The organism is Variovorax sp. 10N432 (assembly GCF_056394465.1).
In genome coordinates this window covers 15,798-35,518 of the sequence record NZ_JBFTHX010000022.1, presented here as the reverse complement: position 1 = coordinate 35,518, position 19,721 = coordinate 15,798, and the positions used below count along the sequence as shown (strand labels likewise).

Genomic DNA, 19,721 nt, shown 5'->3' with positions numbered 1-19,721 from the left:
CGTGAAGCAGGCTGCGCCGGGCGCTGTCGCCTTAGATGCGACGGCGCTTCTGCGGACGGCAGCCGTTGTGCGGCACCGGGGTCACGTCGGCGATGGAGTTGATCCGGATGCCGAGCGCGGCCAGCGCGCGCACCGACGATTCGCGACCGGGGCCCGGGCCCTTGATCTCGACGTCGAGGTTCTTGATGCCTTGCTCGACCGCGGCGCGGCCGGCGACTTCGGAAGCGACCTGCGCAGCGAACGGAGTCGACTTGCGCGAGCCCTTGAAGCCCTGACCACCCGACGATGCCCACGACAGGGCGTTGCCCTGGCGATCGGTGATCGTGATGATCGTGTTGTTGAACGAGGCGTGCACGTGGGCAATACCGTCCGCAACGTTCTTGCGAACCTTCTTGCGAACGCGTTGTGCCGCGTTGTTGGCAGGAGCTTTAGCCATGGTCTATCCTTATTTCTTCAGGGACTGCGCTGCCTTGCGCGGACCCTTGCGGGTACGGGCATTCGTGCGCGTGCGCTGGCCGCGCATCGGCAGGCCGCGGCGGTGACGGAAGCCGCGATAGCAGCCGATGTCCATCAAACGCTTGATGTTCATCGTCGTTTCGCGACGCAGGTCACCTTCGATGGTGAAGAGAGCGATCTGGTCGCGGATCTTCTCGAGATCGGCGTCGGTCAGATCCTTGATCTTCTTCGCATAGTCGATGCCGCTCGCTTCGCAGATCTTGCGTGCGCGAGTGCGACCGATGCCGAAAATGGCGGTCAGGCCGATTTCAGCGTGCTTGTGCGGCGGAATGTTGATGCCAGCAATACGTGCCATGTGCGTCCTCTAAATCTCTAACAATCAACCCTGGCGCTGCTTGTGGCGCGGGTCGGTACAGATCACACGCACCACACCCTTGCGGCGGATGATCTTGCAATTACGGCAGATGGTTTTGACCGAAGCCGAAACTCTCATTTCATTCTCCTAAAACTCTTGTTCAACTCGGCGAACCATTCGCCTGAAAATTCATTGCGCTCTAAGACCCGTGACTACGATGTCTTGAAGTTGGCTTTCTTCAGCAGCGACTCGTACTGCTGCGACATCATGTAGTTCTGCACCTGGGCCATGAAGTCCATCGTCACGACCACGATGATCAGCAAGGACGTGCCGCCGAAATAGAACGGCACGTTGTACTTGAGGATCAGGAACTCCGGCAGCAGGCAGACGAAGGTGATGTACACCGCGCCGGCCAACGTCAGTCGAACCAGGATCTTGTCGATATAGCGTGCGGTCTGGTCACCCGGGCGGATACCCGGAATGAACGCACCGCTCTTCTTCAGGTTGTCGGCGGTTTCGCGGCTGTTGAACACCAGCGCCGTGTAGAAGAAGCAGAAGAACACGATCGCGGTGGCGTACAGCAGCACGTAGATCGGTTGACCCGGCTGCAGCGCGCTCGCGATGTCCTTGATCCAGCGCATGCTCTCGCCGGTGCTGAACCAGCCCACCACCGTGGTCGGCAGCAGGATGATCGACGAAGCGAAGATCGGCGGGATCACGCCGGCCATGTTCAGCTTCAGCGGCAGGTGCGACGACTGGCCGCCGTAGACCTTGTTGCCGACCTGGCGCCGCGCATAGTTCACGAGGATCTTGCGCTGGCCGCGTTCGACGAACACCACGAAGTAGGTCACCAGGACCACCACCGCGATGATGAAGAGCGCAACGATCGGGTTCATCGCACCGGTGGTCACCAGCGAAGCCAGACCGCCGATGGCGTTCGGAAGCCCCGCCGCGATACCCGCGAAGATCAGGATCGAGATGCCGTTGCCCAGGCCACGCTCGGTGATCTGCTCGCCGAGCCACATCAGGAACATCGAGCCGGCCGTGAGGCTGACCATGGCCGTGATGCGGAAGCCGAAGCCGGGTGCGATGACCAGGCCGGCCGAGGACTCGAGCGCGACAGCGATGCTGAAGGACTGGAACAGGGCCAGTGCCAGGGCACCGTAGCGGGTGTACTGCGTGATCTTGCGCCGGCCGGCTTCGCCTTCTTTCTTGAGCTGCTCGAAGGTCGGCACCACGTAGGTCATCAGTTGCATGATGATCGACGCGGAGATGTACGGCATGATGCCCAACGCGAACACGGTGAAGCGCGACAGCGCACCGCCCGAGAACATGTTGAACAGGCTCAGGATGCCGCCCTGCTGACCTTGGAACAGCTGCGCCAGTTGGTCCGGGTTGATGCCCGGCACCGGAATGTGAGCTCCGATGCGATAGACCACGAGCGCGAGCAGCAAAAAGACGAGCCGGCGACGGAGGTCACCGAACTTGCCTGTTTTTGCGAGCGTTGCCGCGTTGGTTGCCACGAAGAACTTCTTTCAGTCCAGGGTGTTCAGGCGATGCTGCCGCCGGCGGCTTCGATCGCGGCCTTGGCGCCCGCGGTCGCACCGATGCCCGTCAGCTTGACGGCCTTGGTCAGTTCGCCGGTCTTGATGACCTTGACGACCTTGGCGATCTGGCCCACGAGACCGGCTTGCTTCAGTGCCAGCAGGTCCACTTCGGCCAGACCGAGCTGCTCGAGAGCGGTCAGCGTGACTTCAGCGTTGTACTTGAGCAGTTGCGACTTGAAGCCGCGCTTCGGCAGGCGACGCTGCAGAGGCATTTGACCGCCTTCGAAGCCCACCTTGTGGAAACCGCCCGCACGCGACTTCTGACCCTTGTGACCGCGACCTGCGGTCTTGCCGATGCCCGAGCCGATGCCGCGACCGACACGGCGCTTTGCATGCTTGGCGCCGTCGGCCGGCTTGATGCCATTGAGTTCCATATGCGTCTCTCTCGGTGCCGGTTAGAGCACTTTGACCAGATAACTGATCTTGTTGATCATGCCGCGCACTGCGGGCGTGTCCTGCAGCTCGCTCACGCTGTTGAGCTTGCGCAGGCCCAGGCCGCGCACGGTGGCGCGATGCGATTCCTTGGTGCCGATCGGGCTCTTGACCAATTGCACCTTGACGGTTTGTTGTTGCGTCATGTTGCTGCTCCTCAGGCGAAGAGTTCTTCGACGGTCAGGCCGCGCTTGGCAGCGACTTCTGACGCGGTCGTCGAGTTCTTCAGGCCGTCCAGGGTGGCGCGGACCATGTTGTAGGGGTTCGACGAACCATGGCTCTTGGCCACGATGTCGGTGATGCCCATGACTTCGAAGACGGCGCGCATCGGGCCGCCGGCGATGATGCCGGTACCCTTGGGGGCCGGGATCATGACCACCGAGGCGGCGCCGTGGTGGCCCGTCACGCGGTGATGCAGCGTGCCGTTCTTGATCGAAATCTTGGCCAGGTTGCGACGGGCTTCTTCCATTGCCTTCTGCACTGCAGCGGGCACTTCCTTGGACTTGCCCTTGCCCATGCCGACGCGGCCGTCGCCGTCACCGACCACGGTGAGTGCTGCGAAACCGAGGATACGACCACCCTTCACCACCTTGGTGACGCGGTTGATCGCGATCATCTTCTCGCGCAGACCGTCCTCGGGGCCTTCGTTCTGCGTTCTTGCCTGAATCTTTGCCATTTTGAATCTCGTGTCCGGTTAGAACTGCAGGCCGGCTTCGCGGGCCGCTTCGGCCAGCGCCTTGACGCGGCCGTGATAGGCGAAACCTGCGCGGTCGAAGGCGACCTTCTCGACGCCGGCAGCCTTCGCCTTTTCAGCGATGCGCTTGCCGATGGCGGTGGCCGCGGCTGCGGTGGCACCCTTGCCCGAAGCGCCCAGTGCGGTGCGCATTTCGGCTTCGGCCGTCGATGCGCTGGCAATCACCTTGGAGCCGTCGTCGGAGATGACGGTGGCGTAGATGTGCAGGTTGGTGCGGTTCACCGTCAGGCGCGCCACGCCTTGCGTCGCAATGCGGATGCGGGTCTGGCGCGAGCGGCGAAGGCGCTGTGCTTTTTTGGTCAACATCATTTTGCTGCCCCTTACTTCTTCTTGGTCTCTTTGATCGTGATCTTCTCGTCCGCATAGCGGATGCCCTTGCCCTTGTAGGGCTCTGGCGGACGAATGGCACGGATCTCAGCGGCGACCTGGCCGACGCGCTGGCGGTCGGCACCTTTGATGATGATTTCGGTCGGGGTCGGCGTTGCCACCGTGATGCCTTGCGGCATGTCCTTGTTGACCGGATGCGAGTAACCGACCTGCAGGTTCAGCTTGGCGCCTTGCGCCGCGGCCTTGAAGCCGACGCCGACCAGGTTGAGCTTCTTCTCGAAGCCCTTGGTCACGCCGACCACCATGTTGTTCACCAGCTGGCGGATCGTGCCGCTCAGCGCATTCGCTTCACGCGAATCGTTGGCGGGCTCGAAGCTCAGCTTGCCGTCGTTGTTGGCGACTTTCACCAGGGCGTTGCGGGCCAGGCTGAGCGAACCGCCCGAACCCTTGACGCTGATCTGGTCTTCCTTGATCGACACATCCACGCCTGCGGGGATGGCGATCGGCATTTTTCCTACTCGGGACATTTCAGTGACTCCTCGATGTCTCGGTCAGGCGACGTAGCACAGGACTTCGCCACCGACACCGGTAGCGCGCGCCTTGCGGTCGGTCATCACGCCCTGGGGGGTCGTGACGATGGCGACGCCGAGGCCGTTCTGAACTTGCGGGATGGCTTGCGCTGCCTTGTAGACACGCAGGCCGGGACGGCTCACACGCTCGATGCGCTCGATGACCGGTCGGCCAGCGTAGTACTTCAGCGTGATGACGAGTTCGGACTTGCCGGCTTCGGTCTTGACCTGGAAGCCGTCGATGTAGCCTTCGTCCTTCAGGACTTGCGCGATCGCGGTCTTCACCTTGGAAGACGGGACCGACACAGTGGGCTTCGCCACCATCTGCGCGTTACGGATACGCGTCAGCAGGTCGGCAATGGGATCACTCATGCTCATGTTGTTTGCTCCTGCCTGGCTTACCAGCTGGCCTTGGTGACACCGGGGATGTCGCCGTTGAATGCCAGTTCGCGGATCTTGGCGCGGCCCAGACCGAATTGACGGAAGGTGCCACGCGGACGACCGGTGATTTCGCAACGGTTGCGCTGGCGCGTGGGGTTCGCGTTGCGCGGCAGCTTCTGCAGGCCCAGGCGGGCAGCAGCGCGCTCTTCGTCGCTCTTCTTGAAGTCGTTGGCGATCGCCTTGAGTTCGGCGTGCTTCGCGGCGTACTTGGCGACCAGGTTGTCGCGCTTGAGTTCGCGTTGGATCAAAGATGCTTTAGCCACAGGTCGCCTCAGTTCTTGAACGGGAAACGGAAGCCAGCGAGAAGCGCCTTGGCTTCTTCGTCGGTCTTGGCCGTCGTCGTGATGCTGATATTGAGACCGCGCAGGGCATCGACCTTGTCGTATTCGATCTCGGGGAAAATGATCTGCTCTTTGACGCCGATGTTGTAGTTGCCGCGGCCGTCGAAGGCACGACCCGAAATACCGCGGAAGTCACGCACGCGCGGCAGGGCCACGGTCACGAAACGATCGAGGAATTCGTACATCTGGACGCCGCGCAGCGTGACCATGCAGCCGATCGGCTGGTTCTCGCGGATCTTGAAACCGGCGATGGCCTTCTTCGACTTGGTGACCACGGGCTTCTGGCCGGCGATCTTGGTGAGGTCGGCAACGGCGTTGTCGAGCACCTTCTTGTCGGCGACTGCTTCGCCCACGCCCATGTTGAGCGTGATCTTGGTCAGGCGCGGGACCTGCATCGGCGAGGTGTAGCCGAACTTTTCGGTCAGGTCTTTCGCGACTTTTTCGCGATAGTGTTGTTGGAGGCGTGCCATGTGAATGCTCCTTAGGCCAGCTTGATTTCTTCGCCGCTGGACTTGAAGACGCGCACGCGCTTGCCGTCCGTGACCTTGATGCCCACGCGATCGGCCTTGCCGGTCGCGGCATTGAAGATCGCCACGTTGGATTGATGAATCGGCATGGCCTTCTCGACGATGCCACCGGTCGTACCCTTGAGGGGGTTCGGCTTGGTGTGCTTCTTGACGAGGTTGATGCCTTCGATGATCAGATGGGAATCATCCTTGCGCAGCGACACAGTGCCGCGCTTGCCCTTGTCGCGCCCGGCCAACACGATGACCTGGTCGCCTTTGCGAATCTTGTTCATGGCGTTGTTGTCCTTACAGAACTTCGGGTGCCAGCGACACGATCTTCATGAACTTCTCGGTGCGCAGTTCGCGCGTGACCGGTCCGAAGATGCGGGTGCCGATGGGCTCCAGCTTGGCGTTGAGCAGCACGGCGGCATTGCCGTCGAACTTGACGAGCGAACCGTCGGCGCGACGGATGCCCTTGGCGGTGCGAACCACCACTGCACTGTAGATCTCGCCCTTTTTGACGCGACCGCGAGGAGCAGCTTCCTTGATGCTGACCTTGATGACGTCGCCCACGCTGGCATAACGCCGCTTGGAACCGCCGAGCACCTTGATACACAGGACGGATTTCGCGCCCGTGTTGTCGGCCACATCGAGCCGAGATTCTGTTTGGATCATTTCGTGATATTCCCAACTTGTACCGTTTGCTGGCTCGGACAATCCCGAATGGCAGCGCTGCGGTCAGTCTTGGGCCCGTCGTCCACACACCGAAACCACTCCGGCGCGCTTCCATTGGGCTGAAACTTGAAACTGCAAAATTTGCAGAAACACTCGTCGCCCCTAAAGTTAATCCTTTAAAAGCGAAGCCCGCGATTGTTGCATAGTCTTGGCAGGACGTCAACACCCTCCCTTCGACGAAGACGCGAGCCCGTAGACTCGCGGCGTGCCAGCCCGACCTTCGACGCCTTTTTCCCGCCGCCGCCTGCTGCTGGCCGCGATCGCCGCCGGCCTGGCGGCCTGCCGCAGCGGGGTGGCCCAACCGCCTGCCGCCCGAGAGGGCCAGGCACTGCGGCTGCTGGCCGAGGCGCGCTGGCCCCACCGCATGGACTACCAGGGCAGCACCGTCGGCGGGCTGTCCGGCATCGACTACGACCGGGCCACGGGCGAATTCCTGCTCCTCAGCGACGACCGGTCCGATCTCGCGCCGGCACGTTTCTATAGTGCGCACTGGGACGTCGAGGGGCGCCTGCCGCCGCAGGCCACCGGCATCACATGGCTGCGACAGGCTGACGGCAGCCCCTGGCCCGCTCGCCGCGCCGCCAGCCCCGGCATCCCGGTGGTCGACCCCGAAGCCATCCGCTGGCGGCCGGACACCGGCACGCTGCTCTGGACCAGCGAAGGCGACGTCTCCCGCGGCTTCGGCCCCGCGCTCTACGAGTCGCGGCGCGACGGGACGCTGGTGCGGGAGATCGCGCTGCCCCCGATGTTCGCGGCCGACCGCAGCAACCAGCGCGGCCCCAGGGACAACCTGAGCCTGGAGGGCCTGGGCCTGACGCCCGACGGCCGCCACGCCTGGGTGGCGATGGAGAACGCGCTGCGCCAGGACGGCCCGCCGCCCACGCTGCGCGCGCCCGGCGGCCCCTGCCGCTTCACCCGGATCGACCTGGCGAGCGGGCAGGCCACGCGCCAGATCGCCTACCTGCCCGACCCGATCCCGCTGCGCCCCCTGCTGCCGGGCACGCACGCCGACAACGGCGTGAGCGAGGTGCTGATGATCGACGCCCACCGGATGCTGGTGCTGGAGCGCGCCTACGCGGTCGGGGCCGGAAATTCGCTGCGGCTCTACGAGATCGATACCCGCGACGCCAGCGACACCCTGGCCCTCGACGCGCTGACCCCCGACAATCACCGTCCGGTACCGAAAAAACGGGTGGCGGACTTCGCCGCGCTCGGGCTTTCGCGCCTGGACAACACCGAGGGCCTCTGCTGGGGTCCCGATCTGCCCGGTGGCCGCCGGATGCTGGTGGCGGTGAGCGACGACAATTTCAACCCCCTGCAGGTCACCCAGTTCGCAGCCTTCGAATTCACGGACAAGTCATGAACATCGCAGTCACCTTCCTGCCCCGCCAGGAGCCGACCCCCCTGCCCCCGATCGCCTTCATCGGCGGCGGCAACATGGCCAGCGCGATCATCGCCGGGCTGATCCGGCAGGACACGCCGGCCAGTACTTTCGAGGTGGTCGAACCCTTCGCCGAGGCCCGCGAGCGACTGGCGCGCGACTTCGGCATCGTCGCCCAGGCCGAGGCCGGCGCGGCCCTGGCGCGCTGCGAGCTCGTGGTCTGGGCGGTCAAGCCGCAGAGCTTCGCCGAGGCCGCCAAGCCGGTCCGCGGCCTGGCACCCGACGCCGTGCACCTGAGCGTCGCCGCCGGCATCCCCTCCGACAGCATCGCGCGCTGGCTCGGCACCGAGCGCGTGGTGCGCGCCATGCCCAACACGCCGGCCCTGGTGGGCCAGGGCATGACCGGGCTGTTCGCTCGCGAAGCCGTCGACGCGGCGGGCCGAAAGCGGGTCGAGCAGGTGCTGGGCGCCACCGGCGAACTGCTCTGGGTCGCCGCCGAGGAGGCGCTCGACGCGGTCACCGCGATCTCCGGCTCCGGGCCGGCCTACGTGTTCTATTTCATCGAGGCCCTGACCGAGGTCGGCATCGAGCTGGGCCTGACGCCGGAGCAGGCCCACCAGCTCGCGGTCGGCACCTTCTCGGGCGCCACGGCACTGGCCGCCAGCGCCAGCGAACCGCCCGCGGTGCTGCGCGAGCGCGTGACCTCCAAGGGCGGCACCACCTACGCGGCGATCACATCGATGGAAAACGCCGACGTGGCCGGCAAGATCAAGGCCGCCGCCCGTGCCGCGCACCAGCGCGCCCAAGAGCTGGGCGCGGAGTTCGGCAAGGGCTGAGCCCGATTCAAGGCAGGGCGTAGCCCGCCACCACGCCGACGAACACGGTGAAGCCCAGCCAGTGGTTGAGGCGGAAGGCCTTGAAGCAGCCTTCGCGGGTCCGGTCGCGGATCAGGCGCCAGTGCCACAGCGCCTGCGCCGCGGCCGCGGCGATCGCCAGGTAGAAGACCGGGCCCAGTCCCATGCCGGCGCCGATCGCGGTCCAGACCACCAGGAACGTGAGGTAGCAGGCCATCACGATCGGGACGTCGAGGCGGCCGAAGGTGATCGCCGAGGTCTTCATGCCGATCAGCAGGTCGTCGTCGCGGTCGACCATCGCGTACTCGGTGTCGTAGGCCAGCACCCAGAACAGGTTGCCCGCAAGCAGCCACCAGGCCAGCGCCGGCACCTCGCCCCGGACCGCGGAGAAGGCCATCGGGATGCCGAAACTGAAGGCAATGCCGAGCACCGCCTGCGGGATCGAGACGAATCGCTTGGCATAGGGATAGGCCAGCGTCACGGCCAGCGCCACGAAGGACCACAGCACCGTCGCCTGGTTGGTGGTGAGCACCAGTGCGAAGGCGCACAGCGCCAATGCCGCGCCCAGCGCCAGCGCCTCCTTGACCGAGATCGCGCCGCTCGTCACCGGCCGCTGCGCGGTGCGCTTGACGTGGCGGTCGAAGTCGCGGTCGGCGACGTCATTGATGCAGCAGCCCGCGCTGCGCATCAGGAATGTGCCGAGGACGAAGACCACCAGCAGGTGCCATCCGGGCCAGCCGCCACCGGCGAACCAGAGCGCGCCGAGGGTGGGCCAGAGCAGCAGCAGCCAGCCGGCCGGGCGGTTCCAGCGGATCAGGTCCAGGTAGAGCGCGAGGCGTGTGCGGCGGGGCTCGGGCATGGGCGTCGAGACGGCCGGCCCGGCGTCCTGCCCGGGCCCGGCCAAGGCATCATTCTTCAAGGAGCGAACGCAGCATCCAGGCTGTCTGGTCGTGCACGGTGCAGCGGGCGGTCAGCATGTCTGCGGTCGGATCGTCGCCCGCTTCCTCGGCCACGGGAATGAACTCGCGCGCGATCCGCGACACGGTCTCGTGGCCCTTGACCAGGATGCGCACCATCTCCATGGCCTTGGGCGGCGTCTGCGGCACGTCGGGCACGGTGGCGATCTTGCTGAACTCCGCATAGGAGCCCGGCGCGTAATGGCCCAGCGCGCGGATGCGCTCGGCGATCACGTCGGTCGAGCCCCACAGCTCGGTGTACTGGGTCATGAACATCGCGTGCAGCGAGTTGAAGTGCGGACCGGTCACGTTCCAGTGGAAGTTGTGGGTCGTCAGGTACAGCGTGTAGGTGTCGGCCAGCACGCGGCTCAGGCCCTCGGCGATGGCTGCGCGGTCCTGGCGGTCGATGCCGATGTTGATGATCGGCGCGTTGCGGCTGCCCGATTCCTCGGCGACCTTGACGCCGCCTTTCTTCGGTACCTTGCCGGCGGAGGATGCCGGTGCAGGGGTGGCGGGCGACTTCGGCTTCTTGACGACTTTGGCCATGGCGACGGGTCTTTCTAGAGGAAGGTTGACGGCAGGAGGGCGGGAGCCAAGCGGAGGCCGCTTCGCAACAGCCGCACTCTATCTCAGGACAAGCGCTTGACGCCCGGCAGCTCGCAGGCATAGATCGCGTTGCGCAGCGCCGCGATCGCCTCATAGCGGGTGAAGCTGCGCCGCCAGGCCAGCACCACGCGGCGGGTCGGCGGCTCGCCGCCGTGGGTGTCGCGCACCGGCAGGTAGCGCACGATCTGCTCGGGTTCCTTGCGGCCCTTGCCGCGCGGCTTGAGCGCCTCGGCCGGCACCGACAGCCGCGGCACCAGCGTCACGCCCATGCCCGAGGCCACCATGTGCTTGATGGTCTCGAGCGAGGAACCCTCGAAGCTCTTGCGGATGCCCTCGGCGTTGCTCGAGAAGCGCGCGAACTCGGGGCAGACCTCGAGCACATGGTCGCGGAAGCAATGGCCGGTGCCGAGCAGCAGCATGGTCTCCTTCTTGAGCTCGTCGGAGCTCACCGACTCGCGCTCGGCCAACGGATGGTGCGCCGGCAGGGCGGCCATGAAGGGCTCGTCGTAGAGCGCGGCCATCGCGAGACCGGTGTCGGGAAAGGGCTCGGCCATGATCGCGCAGTCGATCTCGCCGGCGCGCAGCATCTCGAGCAGCTTGGCCGTGAAGTTCTCCTGCAGCACCAGTGGCATCTGCGGCGTGCGAGCGATGTTCTGGCGCACCAGGTCGGGCAGCAGGTAGGGGCCGATGGTGTAGATCACGCCGAGGTTCAGGGGACCGGACAGCGGGTCCTTGCCGCGCTTGGCGATCTCCTTGATGCTCGCCGCCTGGTCGAGCACGCTCTGCGCCTGCTGCACGATCTGCTCGCCCAGCGGCGTCACCGTGACTTCGCCGGCGCTGCGCTCGAACAGCTTGACCTCGAGCTCGTCCTCGAGCTTCTTGATGGCGACCGACAGCGTGGGCTGCGAGACGTAGCAGGCCTCGGCCGCCTTGCCGAAATGCCGCTCGCGGGCGACCGCAACGATGTATTTGAGTTCGGTGAGGGTCATAGTCTGCGTCAATTATGCGCAAGGGACGCATCGCCTGCGCCATCGGCGGGCGCAGGCCGTCAGGCTTTCAGGTATTCGGCCTTGCTGCCGAGCCAGCGGTCGACGTGCTTTTCGGCCAGCGCCGGGTCCCGGTCGAGCATCTGCGGCGCCAGTTCGCGGGCCCAGTCGAGCAGCATGACATCGGTCGTGAGGTCGGCGAAGCGCAGCAGCGGCGCGCCCGACTGGCGGGCGCCGAGGAACTCGCCCGGACCGCGGATCTCGAGGTCGCGGCGGGCGATCTCGAAGCCATCGGCGGTCTCGGCCATTGCCTTGAGCCGGGCGCGCGCGGCCTCGCCGACCCGGCCGCCCTCGTTCGGCGCATAAAGCAGCACGCAGGCCGAGGCGGCGGCGCCGCGCCCCACCCGGCCGCGCAGCTGGTGCAGCTGCGAGAGCCCGAAGCGCTCGGCGTGCTCGATCACCATCAGCGAGGCGTTGGGCACGTCGACCCCGACCTCGATCACCGTGGTGCTGACCAGCACCTGCAGCCGGTTGGCCGTGAAGCTCTCCATCACCGCCTGCTTCTCGGCGGTGGGCATGCGCGAATGCAGCAGGCCGACGCCGACCTTCTCGCCGAGCGCGCCGGCCAGTTCGTCGCGCGTCTCGGTGGCGTTGCGCAGGTCGACCGCCTCGCTCTCCTCGATGAGGGGGCAGACCCAGTAGACCTGCCGGCCCTGCTCGAGCTGGGCCTGGATGCGGTCGATGACCTCGTCGCGGCGGTGGTCGGCCACCAGCTTGGTGACGATCGGCGTGCGTCCCGGCGGCAGCTCGTCGAGCGTGGAGACGTCGAGGTCGGCGTAGTAGCTCATGGCCAGCGTGCGGGGGATGGGCGTCGCGCTCATCATCAGCAGATGCGGTTCGAGGTCGCCGACCGCCTTGCCGCGCAGGGCCAGCCGCTGGGCCACGCCGAAGCGGTGCTGCTCGTCGATGATCGCCAGCGCGAGTCGCCTGAAATTTACCTTCTCGGAGATCACGGCGTGGGTGCCGATCACCAGCGCCGCCTCGCCGCTCTCGACCGCGGCCGACATCTGGTCGCGCTCCTTCTTTTTCTGGCTGCCGGTGAGCCAGGCCACGCGCAGGCCGCGCTCGGCCAGCAGCGGATCGAGCCAGCCGACCAGCTTGCCGAAGTGCTGGGCCGCCAGGATCTCGGTCGGCGCCATCAGCGCGCACTGGTGGCCGGCATCGATGCAGCGCGCCGCCGCCAGCGCCGCCACCACGGTCTTGCCGGAACCGACGTCGCCCTGCAGCAGCCGGTGCATAGGCAGCGCGCGCCCGAGGTCGCGGGTGATCTCGACGCCGACCCGCTGCTGCGCCCCGGTGAGGGCGAAGGGCAAGGCGGCCAGCAGTTCCGTGTGCAGGGAGGCGCCCGACGCGGCCGCATCGAGCACCGGCGCGCGCTGCGCCGCCCGGGCCCGCCGCGCCTGCAGCTGCGAGAGCTGCTGCGCCAGCAGCTCGTCGGCCTTCAGCCGCTGCCAGGCCGGATGGCTGTGGTCCTCGAGCGTGGCCATCGGCACGTCCGGCGCCGGGTAGTGCAGGAAGTTGAGCGCCCGGCGCAGCTCCCAGGCGCCATGCGGCGCGGCGCCCGCGGGCAGGGTCTCGTCGAGCACGGCCCGCGCCAGGCCGGCGCGCACCTCGCGCCGCAGCATCGGCTGGGCCAGGCCGGCGATGGTCGAATAGACCGGCGTCAGCGCCTCGGGCAGCGCGGTGCCGGCGGCCTTGACGGCCGGGTGCATCATCTGGCGTCCGAGGAAGCCGCCGCGCACCTCGCCGCGCACCCGCACCCGGGCGCCGACCGCCAGCTGCTTCTGCTGCGAAGGGTAGAAATTGAAGAAGCGCAGCTGGCAGGTGTCGCTGCCGTCGTCGACGGTCACGATCAGCTGCCGACGGGGGCGAAACACGACCTCGCTGTCGGTCACCACCGCCTCGATCTGCGCGCTCTCCCCGTCGCGCACGTCGGCCAGCCGGACGATCCGGGTCTCGTCCTCGTAGCGCATCGGCAGGTAGAGGGCGAAATCGATGTCGCGCACCAGGCCGAGCTTGCGCAGCGCCCGCTGCACCACGCTCAGGCCGGTGCCGGGCGCGGCGGCGGGCTTTTCGGGCGGCGGAGACTTGGGCAAGGCGGACATGGGACAATTCTGCCCGGCTCCTCGCCGCCCTCCCTTTTTCCCATGCCTCCTTGGCACGGGCCCGTCCGGCCCTCAAGCACCATGCGCGCCTTCACGCTCTCCGATTTCGATTTCGACCTGCCGCCCGAACTGGTGGCCCAGCATCCCGCCAGCGAACGCAGCGCCTCGCGCCTGCTCGACGGCACCGGCTCGCCGGCCGTCGACCGCATCTTCAACCAGCTGCCCTCGCTGCTGCGCGCCGGCGACCTGCTGGTGTTCAACGACACCCGCGTCGTCAAGGCGCGCCTGTTCGGCGAGAAGCCCACCGGCGGCAAGCTCGAACTGCTGGTGGAGCGCGTGCTGCAGGGCGCCGAGGTGGTGGCCCACATGAAGGTCAGCAAGAAGCCGCCGGTCGGCACCACGCTGGCGATGGCGGGCGGCTTCGCGGCCACCTTGCTGGGCCGCTGGCCCGAGGAGGACGGCGCGCTGTTCCGCTTCCGCTTCGACAGCCCCGCGGGCGAAGACCCCTACGCGCTGATGGCGCGCTGCGGCCACGTGCCGCTGCCGCCCTACATCACCCACACCGACTCGGCCGACGACGAGAGCCGCTACCAGACGGTGTTCGCGCGCGTGCCCGGCGCGGTCGCGGCACCCACCGCGGCGCTGCACTTCGACGCCGCGCTGCTGGCTGCGCTGGAGGCGCGCGGCGTGCAGCGCGCCAACGTCACGCTGCATGTGGGCGCCGGCACCTTCCAGCCGGTCAAGACCGAGGACATCGCCCAGCACCAGATGCATGCCGAGCGCTACGAGGTGCCCGAGGCGACGCAGCAGGCGATCGCCGAGTGCAAGGCGCGCGGCGGCCGCGTGGTCGCGGTCGGCACCACCACCGTGCGCACGCTCGAGTCGTGGGCGAAGAGCGGCGAGGCCGCGGGCGACACCCGGATCTTCATCACGCCGGGCTTCGCCTTCGCGCACGTCGACCTGCTGGTCACCAACTTCCACCTGCCCAAGAGCACGCTGATGATGCTGGTCAGCGCTTTCGCCGGCTACGAGCGCGTGATGGCGCTGTACGCCCACGCGATCCGCGAGAACTACCGCTTCTTCAGCTACGGCGACGCGATGCTGCTCGCAAGAACCCCTACTGCACCATGCTGAACTTCGAACTCCTCGCCACCGACCCGACCAGCCACGCGCGCCGCGGCACCCTCAAGCTCAATCACGGCGTGGTGCAGACGCCGATCTTCATGCCGGTCGGCACCTACGGCACCGTCAAGGGCGTGATGCCGCGCAGCCTGCACGAGATGGGCGCCCAGATCATCCTCGGCAACACCTTCCATCTCTGGATGCGGCCCGGCCTCGACGTCATGGCGGCCTTCGGCGGCCTGCACCAGTTCGAGAAGTGGGACAAGCCGATCCTCACCGACTCGGGCGGCTTCCAGGTCTGGTCGCTGGGCGCGATGCGCAAGATCAGCGAGGAAGGCGTCCGCTTCGCATCGCCGGTCAACGGCGACAAGCTGTTTCTCACGCCCGAGGTCTCGATGCAGATCCAGACCATCCTGAACAGCGACATCGTGATGCAGTTCGACGAATGCACGCCCTACGACGTCGACGGCCACGTCACGACCGAGGCCGAAGCGCGCAAGTCGATGGAACTCAGCCTGCGCTGGGCCAGGCGCTGCCAGTCCGAATTCGCGCGGCTGGACAACCCCAACGCCCTGTTCGGCATCGTCCAGGGCGGCATGTTCGAGAACCTGCGCGAGGAATCGCTGGCGCAGCTGGTCGAGATGGACTTCCCGGGCTATGCGATCGGCGGCGTCAGCGTCGGCGAGCCCAAGGACGAGATGCTGCGGATCATGGCGCACACGCCGCACAAGCTGCCGGCCCACAAGCCGCGCTACCTGATGGGCGTCGGCACGCCCGAGGACCTGGTCGAAGGCGTGGCGCAGGGCGTCGACATGTTCGATTGCGTGATGCCGACCCGCAACGCGCGCAACGGCACGCTGTTCTCGCGCTATGGCGACCTGAAGATGCGCAACGCCCGCCACAAGAGCGATCCGCAGCCGATCGACGCCAGCTGCACCTGCCACGCCTGCGCCGGCGCTTCCGGCGTGCCGTGGGAGGCCGGCGGCCGCGACGGCTTCAGCCGCGCCTACCTGCACCATCTCGACCGCTGCGGTGAGATGCTGGGCCCGATGCTGACCACCATCCACAACCTGCACTACTACCTGAACCTGATGCGCGAGATCCGCGAGGCGCTCGATGCCGGCACCTTTGCCGAATTCCGCGTCCGCTTCAAGGCGGACCGGGCGCGCGGGATCTAGGCCCGCCGGATTTACGCGCGGCGCAGGGTCCACGACCCCGACAACGTCTGGCCCGGCGCCAGCACCGCGCCGCCGATCTCCCGCGGCCCATGCCGCCCCGCCAGGTTGACCGCATCGGTGCACTGGCTCACCGGCTCGGCGCAGAAGTGGTCGCCGCCGCGCGGGCAATAGAGAACGAAGAAGTCCAGCGGCGCATCGGCCGCCAGCACCAGCACGCGCGCGGCATCGGGCCACTCGATCCGGGTCTCGCGCTGCCAGCCCGTGAAGTTGTTGTCGAGATCCAGTTCCGACAGCAGCACGCCCTCGCGCAGCCGCGAGACCTCGGCGCCGGCTTCGAGCGACACCGGCATCACCTCGGCGTCGGCCCGCCACATGGCCGCGGTATCGGCCCGCAGCCGCGTGCCGCGACGGTGCGGGAAGTACGGGTGGTGGCCGATGCCGGCGGGCATCGGCGCCGAATCCCGGTTGGTCAAGGCCACCGTGCAGCGCAGCCCCGCGGGATCGAGCTCGAACAGCTGCGAGGCCTCGAAGTCCCAGGGCCATTGCCCGTCGGCCTCGCGGGCCAGCCCGAGGCGGGCCCGCGCCGGACCGGCCTCGGCCACCTGCCAGGGCCGCAGCCAGCCCAACCCGTGCAGCGCATGCTTGCCCGACGGCCGCGCCGGGTGGCCGGCGGCCAGGGCGATCTCGCGGTCGCCGAAATGCGCCCGGCTGTCGCGGATGCGGTTGCACCACGGCAGCAACGGGAAGCTGCCCATCGCGAAGGGATCGCCGCGCGCCAGGTCTTCGGGCGTGGCCGGCCGCAGCCAGTCGAGCCGCTCGTCGCCGTGCTGCTCGTGCAGCGCCGCGATGGCACCGCCGACGCGCGGCGCCAGCCGCAGCCGCATCGCGCCGGCGGCCAGTTCAACCAGGCCCGCGGGGCTGGCTGCGCCTGTCTGCTCATCACTCATTTGGAAGGCACCTCGTCAAGCGTTGCGGACGCCGGCTATTTTCGGCCACGCGGGTGGCGGGCGACACGCGGGGAGGTCAGAATTTGCCCATGACCACATCGACTTCCCCGGCCCCATCGGCCATCTACCCTTCGCTGGCCGGACGCACCGTCTTCATTTCCGGCGGTGCCTCCGGCATCGGCGAGGGCCTGGTGCGCGCCTTCCATGCGCAGGGCGCCCGGGTCGGCTTCTGCGACCTCGACGTCGCGGCCGGCACGGCGCTGGCGCAGCAGCTCGGCGGCGGCAACGCGCCCCTGTTCCTTGAATGCGACGTCACCGACGTGGCCGCGCTCGCGGCCGCCATCGGGGCGGTGCGCGCGCGCTTCGGCCCGATCCAGGTGCTGCTGAACAACGCCGCCAACGACCGCCGGCACCAGATGGCCGACGTCACGAGCGAGGATTTCGACCGCCTGGTCGCGGTCAACTTCAAGCACCAGTTCTTCGCCGCCCAGGCGGTGGCCGACGACATGCGCGCGCTCGGCGGCGGCTCGATCATCAACTTCGGCTCGATCAGCTGGATGATCAAGGGCGCCGGCTATCCGGTCTACCAGGCCTGCAAGTCGGCCGCCCGCGGACTGACGCGCTCGCTGGCGCGCGACCTGGGCAAGGCCAACATCCGCGTCAACACGATCGTGCCGGGCTGGGTCATGACCGAGCGCCAGCTGCGGCTATGGGTCAAGCCCGAGTCGCACGCCGAGATCGACGCCGCCCAATGCCTGCCCGGCCGCGTGATGGCCGAGGACATCGCCGCCATGGCGCTGTTCCTGGCCGCCGACGATTCGAAGATGTGCAGCGCCCAGGACTACGTGGTGGACGCCGGCTGGACCTGAAGCGGCCCCGGCAGCGCCGTGGCGTCTGGCGCGGCAGAGGTCCCGCAGGCATGGCAGAACTTGGCGAAGGCGCTCTTGCGCGCGTCGCAGGCCCGGCAGTGGTCGAACAGGCCGATGCCGCAGTGCGGGCAGAAATCGATCTCGGTGTTCTTGAGGTCGACCGGACGCTCGCAGCCCGGGCACACGCTCTTGGCCAGCCGAGCCAGCGCGGTGTCGTAGCTCAGCTCGTTGCGGCGCACGGTCTCCGGCTGGGCCTCGGCCAGCTTCTGCCGTGCCAGGTAGCGGTTGAGTGCCAGGATGGCGTAGCGCCCGACCAGCACCGTCACCACGATCCCCACCACATAGCGCACGTAGCCGCCATAGCTTGGCAGGTAAGGCACGAGTTCGACGAAGAAGGCGAACAGCGCGAAGTAGATGAAGCCCCAGACGAAGGGCCACCAGGTGCTCTTGCGCTTCTTCGCGAACAGCCAGCCGGCGACCACCAGCAACGGCAGCGTGAGCGCCAGCCGGTAAAGGAACACCCGCAATTCGACCTTGTGGTTCTCGGCCTCGAGCCGTTTGCGTGCTTCTTCCTCGAGCAGCGCCAGCTGCTGCTGGGCCCGCTGCCGCGACTGCCGGGCGTCGAGCGCGATCTGGCGCTGCGCCACCACGCCGCGCTCGGCCTCGTCCTCCTTCGCCTTCAAGGCGTCGAGCGCCCTGGTGCGGGCGATCAGCTCGGTGTCCTGGTCGGGCTGGGCGGTGGCGCGGCGGGTGGCGAGCCAGTTGCCGAAGGTCTCGCGCGCCGCCCGGCTGGCCTGCTGGGCCGTGACCAGCTTGAGTTCGGCCTGCTCGCGCTCGCGCCCGGCCTGCTGCTCGCTGCGCTCGGCATCGCGCACCGTGGTGCGCAGCGGGTCGGCCGCCGCGCGGTCGATGAAATCATCGAGCTCGATCCGGTGCTCGACCCGGGGCAGGTCGCCGACGATCGTGCTACCGAGCCCGACCAGGAAGCTGGCGAACACAATCGCCACCACCCACAGGCCGCGGCGAAACCACTTTTCGGACAGGCGCAGTGCCTTGCTCATTGCAATCTTCCTCTGTTGAAGGGGGGTTGAATCGGGCCGGCTGATTCTGGACGACGGCCGCCTCCGGCCTGCGCTCCATCGGGAACACGAAGACGCCGGCCGCGATCACGGCGGCGGCCGTCAGCCCGCCCTGCAGCGCCAGCCGCAGCAGGTGCTGCGAGCGCGGCACCCGCTCCCGGTACTCCCGCTCGTAAGGACCGAAATTGGTGATCTGGCGGCTCACCACGGGCTCCCGCCCGGCGTGATGAGGTGGGTGCAGGCGGCGCAGGCGGCCACCAGGAATGTCAGCAGATACAGCTTCATGGAATTCTTCTCGTCCGCCGTTGAAAGTGGGCGGATCATGGTCCGGCCATCGGACGCCCCGGGTCCATTCCTTCGGTGGTGCCGATACCCTGCGCCGCCGGTATCGCTATTCGATACCAAGCGGCGTCCGGCGGCCGGCCAGCAGGTCGGCGCGCGTGAAAGGCCGCTCGATCCCTGCCAGCCGCACGGCGATTTTCTCGAGCAGGCTCTGGGTCGGCGCCGGCGTGCCGGGCTGCAGGAAGAACAGGGGGGTCGCCAGGCTCAGCAGCACCAGCACCCAGCTCACGCGGGGGTGCGGCATGCGATGCTGCCACCAGAGGAAGGTGGCGCTGACGCCCACGCCGAGCGCGTAGCCGGCGATGACTTCCGACCACGAATGGGCGTCGAGCGCCAGCCGGGTGGCGCCGATGAAGGCGGCGAACAGCCAGCCGAAAACGGCCGCCGCGACCCGCGCGCGGTGCCCCTGGCGCGAGACCGCCAGCCAGCAGGCCACGGGCCAGACGCTGGCGGCGATCGCCGTGTGGCCGCTGAAGCCCGTGAAATCGAGCCGGGCGCTGCCGATGCCCCAGCCGAGGAAGGCGATCTTCGACGCGGCGATCAGGCTGCCGCCGAAGCCGAACAGCAGGATCCACAGCCACGCCAGCGGCCGGGTGGGGCTGCGAATTCCGAGCCAGACGCCGATCCAGAGCGAGGCCGGCAGCAGGAAGCCGCTGTCACCGAACCAGGTGATCGCGTGCAGGAGATCGTGCAAATGGGGCATCGGCGGGGCG

Annotated in this window: 27 protein-coding genes; 5 read left to right on the top strand and 22 right to left on the bottom strand. The window is 67.6% G+C overall.

The features are described from left to right. Positions 1–31 precede the first annotated feature (31 nt). The 14 genes from rpsK to rplN form a co-directional block, all read right to left on the bottom strand. A complete protein-coding gene (gene rpsK, locus AC1DF3_RS23395; protein ID WP_009124825.1) occupies positions 32–436 on the bottom strand; it encodes a 30S ribosomal protein S11 in 405 nt (134 codons plus the stop codon). A gap of 9 nt (positions 437–445) precedes the next feature. Beyond that, positions 446–811, bottom strand: a complete 366-nt coding sequence (rpsM, locus tag AC1DF3_RS23390; RefSeq protein ID WP_286371094.1) for a 30S ribosomal protein S13 — start codon at positions 809–811, stop codon at positions 446–448. 24 nt (positions 812–835) lie between these two features. Then, positions 836–949 carry a 50S ribosomal protein L36 gene (gene rpmJ, locus AC1DF3_RS23385; RefSeq protein ID WP_038201958.1) on the bottom strand — a complete coding sequence of 38 codons (114 nt, stop codon included), beginning with the start codon at positions 947–949 and terminating at the stop codon, positions 836–838. A gap of 74 nt (positions 950–1,023) precedes the next feature. Further along, a complete protein-coding gene (secY, locus tag AC1DF3_RS23380) occupies positions 1,024–2,334 on the bottom strand; it encodes a preprotein translocase subunit SecY (protein WP_286506520.1) in 1,311 nt (436 codons plus the stop codon). 26 nt (positions 2,335–2,360) lie between these two features. Beyond that, positions 2,361–2,792: a 50S ribosomal protein L15 gene (gene rplO, locus AC1DF3_RS23375; protein WP_286506519.1), complete on the bottom strand. Its 432-nt coding sequence runs from the start codon at positions 2,790–2,792 to the stop codon at positions 2,361–2,363. 21 nt (positions 2,793–2,813) lie between these two features. Next, positions 2,814–2,996 (bottom strand): 50S ribosomal protein L30, encoded by a 183-nt coding sequence (gene rpmD / locus AC1DF3_RS23370; RefSeq protein WP_286371091.1) that lies wholly within the window; start codon positions 2,994–2,996, stop codon positions 2,814–2,816. An 11-nt stretch (positions 2,997–3,007) separates the two neighbouring features. Beyond that, positions 3,008–3,526, bottom strand: coding sequence for a 30S ribosomal protein S5 (gene rpsE, locus AC1DF3_RS23365; RefSeq protein ID WP_028250822.1), 519 nt, complete (start codon positions 3,524–3,526; stop codon positions 3,008–3,010). 18 nt (positions 3,527–3,544) lie between these two features. Then, positions 3,545–3,910, bottom strand: coding sequence for a 50S ribosomal protein L18 (gene rplR, locus AC1DF3_RS23360; protein ID WP_286522277.1), 366 nt, complete (start codon positions 3,908–3,910; stop codon positions 3,545–3,547). A 14-nt stretch (positions 3,911–3,924) separates the two neighbouring features. After that, complete coding sequence (gene rplF / locus AC1DF3_RS23355; RefSeq protein WP_286521996.1) at positions 3,925–4,458, bottom strand: 50S ribosomal protein L6; 534 nt, start codon at positions 4,456–4,458, stop codon at positions 3,925–3,927. Between the two features lie 24 nt (positions 4,459–4,482). Continuing rightward, the gene (gene rpsH, locus AC1DF3_RS23350) at positions 4,483–4,878 is read right to left on the bottom strand and encodes a 30S ribosomal protein S8 (RefSeq protein WP_286521995.1); all 396 of its coding nucleotides are present in this window, start codon (positions 4,876–4,878) and stop codon (positions 4,483–4,485) included. 20 nt (positions 4,879–4,898) lie between these two features. Beyond that, entirely contained in the window at positions 4,899–5,204 is a 306-nt protein-coding gene (gene rpsN, locus AC1DF3_RS23345; RefSeq protein WP_286371088.1) for a 30S ribosomal protein S14, read from the bottom strand. An 8-nt stretch (positions 5,205–5,212) separates the two neighbouring features. Next, positions 5,213–5,752: a 50S ribosomal protein L5 gene (gene rplE / locus AC1DF3_RS23340; RefSeq protein ID WP_028250827.1), complete on the bottom strand. Its 540-nt coding sequence runs from the start codon at positions 5,750–5,752 to the stop codon at positions 5,213–5,215. A gap of 11 nt (positions 5,753–5,763) precedes the next feature. After that, positions 5,764–6,081, bottom strand: coding sequence for a 50S ribosomal protein L24 (rplX, locus tag AC1DF3_RS23335; RefSeq protein ID WP_286521994.1), 318 nt, complete (start codon positions 6,079–6,081; stop codon positions 5,764–5,766). Positions 6,082–6,094: 13 nt separating this feature from the next. Continuing rightward, positions 6,095–6,463, bottom strand: coding sequence for a 50S ribosomal protein L14 (rplN, locus tag AC1DF3_RS23330; RefSeq protein WP_068674584.1), 369 nt, complete (start codon positions 6,461–6,463; stop codon positions 6,095–6,097). Positions 6,464–6,728: 265 nt separating this feature from the next. Here rplN and AC1DF3_RS23325 point away from each other — a divergent pair, with 265 nt between their 5' ends. After that, positions 6,729–7,886 carry an esterase-like activity of phytase family protein gene (locus tag AC1DF3_RS23325; RefSeq protein WP_478140987.1) on the top strand — a complete coding sequence of 386 codons (1,158 nt, stop codon included), beginning with the start codon at positions 6,729–6,731 and terminating at the stop codon, positions 7,884–7,886. Continuing rightward, complete coding sequence (gene proC, locus AC1DF3_RS23320) at positions 7,883–8,740, top strand: pyrroline-5-carboxylate reductase (RefSeq protein WP_301806240.1); 858 nt, start codon at positions 7,883–7,885, stop codon at positions 8,738–8,740. Before AC1DF3_RS23325 ends, proC begins: the two co-directional genes overlap by 4 nt. Positions 8,741–8,747: 7 nt before the next feature. Here proC and ubiA read toward each other — a convergent pair whose 3' ends face one another. From ubiA to recG, 4 genes are all read right to left on the bottom strand, one after another. Further along, positions 8,748–9,617 carry a 4-hydroxybenzoate octaprenyltransferase gene (gene ubiA, locus AC1DF3_RS23315; RefSeq protein WP_478141037.1) on the bottom strand — a complete coding sequence of 290 codons (870 nt, stop codon included), beginning with the start codon at positions 9,615–9,617 and terminating at the stop codon, positions 8,748–8,750. Positions 9,618–9,666: 49 nt separating this feature from the next. Next, a complete protein-coding gene (locus AC1DF3_RS23310) occupies positions 9,667–10,260 on the bottom strand; it encodes a Dps family protein (RefSeq protein ID WP_286521990.1) in 594 nt (197 codons plus the stop codon). 83 nt (positions 10,261–10,343) lie between these two features. Next, positions 10,344–11,309 carry a LysR substrate-binding domain-containing protein gene (locus AC1DF3_RS23305; protein WP_286534342.1) on the bottom strand — a complete coding sequence of 322 codons (966 nt, stop codon included), beginning with the start codon at positions 11,307–11,309 and terminating at the stop codon, positions 10,344–10,346. Between the two features lie 59 nt (positions 11,310–11,368). After that, positions 11,369–13,471, bottom strand: a complete 2,103-nt coding sequence (gene recG / locus AC1DF3_RS23300; protein WP_478140986.1) for an ATP-dependent DNA helicase RecG — start codon at positions 13,469–13,471, stop codon at positions 11,369–11,371. A gap of 81 nt (positions 13,472–13,552) precedes the next feature. Between recG and queA the strand changes: the two genes are divergently transcribed. Beyond that, the gene (queA, locus tag AC1DF3_RS23295; protein WP_478140985.1) at positions 13,553–14,605 is read left to right on the top strand and encodes a tRNA preQ1(34) S-adenosylmethionine ribosyltransferase-isomerase QueA; all 1,053 of its coding nucleotides are present in this window, start codon (positions 13,553–13,555) and stop codon (positions 14,603–14,605) included. Continuing rightward, positions 14,599–15,771, top strand: a complete 1,173-nt coding sequence (gene tgt / locus AC1DF3_RS23290) for a tRNA guanosine(34) transglycosylase Tgt (RefSeq protein WP_478140984.1) — start codon at positions 14,599–14,601, stop codon at positions 15,769–15,771. The genes queA and tgt overlap by 7 nt, the downstream gene beginning before the upstream one ends. Before the next feature lie 11 nt (positions 15,772–15,782). Here the strand turns inward: tgt and AC1DF3_RS23285 are convergent, their stop codons facing one another. Next, positions 15,783–16,718 carry an aldose 1-epimerase gene (locus AC1DF3_RS23285; protein WP_286534347.1) on the bottom strand — a complete coding sequence of 312 codons (936 nt, stop codon included), beginning with the start codon at positions 16,716–16,718 and terminating at the stop codon, positions 15,783–15,785. Positions 16,719–16,807: 89 nt separating this feature from the next. Between AC1DF3_RS23285 and AC1DF3_RS23280 the strand changes: the two genes are divergently transcribed. After that, positions 16,808–17,587, top strand: a complete 780-nt coding sequence (locus AC1DF3_RS23280; protein ID WP_286534349.1) for an SDR family NAD(P)-dependent oxidoreductase — start codon at positions 16,808–16,810, stop codon at positions 17,585–17,587. Here AC1DF3_RS23280 and AC1DF3_RS23275 read toward each other — a convergent pair. From AC1DF3_RS23275 to AC1DF3_RS23265, 3 genes are all read right to left on the bottom strand, one after another. Continuing rightward, positions 17,560–18,648 (bottom strand): serine endopeptidase, encoded by a 1,089-nt coding sequence (locus tag AC1DF3_RS23275; protein WP_478140983.1) that lies wholly within the window; start codon positions 18,646–18,648, stop codon positions 17,560–17,562. The genes AC1DF3_RS23280 and AC1DF3_RS23275 overlap by 28 nt on opposite strands. A 219-nt stretch (positions 18,649–18,867) precedes the next feature. Next, positions 18,868–18,990, bottom strand: coding sequence for a hypothetical protein (locus tag AC1DF3_RS23270; protein WP_286534350.1), 123 nt, complete (start codon positions 18,988–18,990; stop codon positions 18,868–18,870). Positions 18,991–19,057: 67 nt separating this feature from the next. Then, positions 19,058–19,711: a phosphatase PAP2 family protein gene (locus AC1DF3_RS23265; RefSeq protein ID WP_286534352.1), complete on the bottom strand. Its 654-nt coding sequence runs from the start codon at positions 19,709–19,711 to the stop codon at positions 19,058–19,060. Positions 19,712–19,721 lie beyond the last annotated feature (10 nt).

Coding starts and splice junctions, on each gene's coding strand:
- AC1DF3_RS23285 (WP_286534347.1), bottom strand. CDS start 16,718: ATGAGTGATGAGCAGACAGGCGCAGCCAGCCCCGCGGGCCTGGTTGAA.
- recG (WP_478140986.1), bottom strand. CDS start 13,471: ATGTCCGCCTTGCCCAAGTCTCCGCCGCCCGAAAAGCCCGCCGCCGCG.
- rpsE (WP_028250822.1), bottom strand. CDS start 3,526: ATGGCAAAGATTCAGGCAAGAACGCAGAACGAAGGCCCCGAGGACGGT.
- AC1DF3_RS23275 (WP_478140983.1), bottom strand. CDS start 18,648: ATGAGCAAGGCACTGCGCCTGTCCGAAAAGTGGTTTCGCCGCGGCCTG.
- proC (WP_301806240.1), top strand. CDS start 7,883: ATGAACATCGCAGTCACCTTCCTGCCCCGCCAGGAGCCGACCCCCCTG.
- rpmD (WP_286371091.1), bottom strand. CDS start 2,996: ATGACGCAACAACAAACCGTCAAGGTGCAATTGGTCAAGAGCCCGATC.
- queA (WP_478140985.1), top strand. CDS start 13,553: ATGCGCGCCTTCACGCTCTCCGATTTCGATTTCGACCTGCCGCCCGAA.
- rpsH (WP_286521995.1), bottom strand. CDS start 4,878: ATGAGCATGAGTGATCCCATTGCCGACCTGCTGACGCGTATCCGTAAC.
- rplE (WP_028250827.1), bottom strand. CDS start 5,752: ATGGCACGCCTCCAACAACACTATCGCGAAAAAGTCGCGAAAGACCTG.
- rpsM (WP_286371094.1), bottom strand. CDS start 811: ATGGCACGTATTGCTGGCATCAACATTCCGCCGCACAAGCACGCTGAA.
- rpmJ (WP_038201958.1), bottom strand. CDS start 949: ATGAGAGTTTCGGCTTCGGTCAAAACCATCTGCCGTAATTGCAAGATC.
- AC1DF3_RS23280 (WP_286534349.1), top strand. CDS start 16,808: ATGACCACATCGACTTCCCCGGCCCCATCGGCCATCTACCCTTCGCTG.
- rplO (WP_286506519.1), bottom strand. CDS start 2,792: ATGGAACTCAATGGCATCAAGCCGGCCGACGGCGCCAAGCATGCAAAG.
- rplN (WP_068674584.1), bottom strand. CDS start 6,463: ATGATCCAAACAGAATCTCGGCTCGATGTGGCCGACAACACGGGCGCG.
- rplX (WP_286521994.1), bottom strand. CDS start 6,081: ATGAACAAGATTCGCAAAGGCGACCAGGTCATCGTGTTGGCCGGGCGC.
- rplR (WP_286522277.1), bottom strand. CDS start 3,910: ATGTTGACCAAAAAAGCACAGCGCCTTCGCCGCTCGCGCCAGACCCGC.
- tgt (WP_478140984.1), top strand. CDS start 14,599: ATGCTGAACTTCGAACTCCTCGCCACCGACCCGACCAGCCACGCGCGC.
- rpsK (WP_009124825.1), bottom strand. CDS start 436: ATGGCTAAAGCTCCTGCCAACAACGCGGCACAACGCGTTCGCAAGAAG.
- AC1DF3_RS23310 (WP_286521990.1), bottom strand. CDS start 10,260: ATGGCCAAAGTCGTCAAGAAGCCGAAGTCGCCCGCCACCCCTGCACCG.
- rplF (WP_286521996.1), bottom strand. CDS start 4,458: ATGTCCCGAGTAGGAAAAATGCCGATCGCCATCCCCGCAGGCGTGGAT.
- AC1DF3_RS23305 (WP_286534342.1), bottom strand. CDS start 11,309: ATGACCCTCACCGAACTCAAATACATCGTTGCGGTCGCCCGCGAGCGG.
- ubiA (WP_478141037.1), bottom strand. CDS start 9,617: ATGCCCGAGCCCCGCCGCACACGCCTCGCGCTCTACCTGGACCTGATC.
- AC1DF3_RS23265 (WP_286534352.1), bottom strand. CDS start 19,711: ATGCCCCATTTGCACGATCTCCTGCACGCGATCACCTGGTTCGGTGAC.
- AC1DF3_RS23270 (WP_286534350.1), bottom strand. CDS start 18,990: ATGATCCGCCCACTTTCAACGGCGGACGAGAAGAATTCCATGAAGCTG.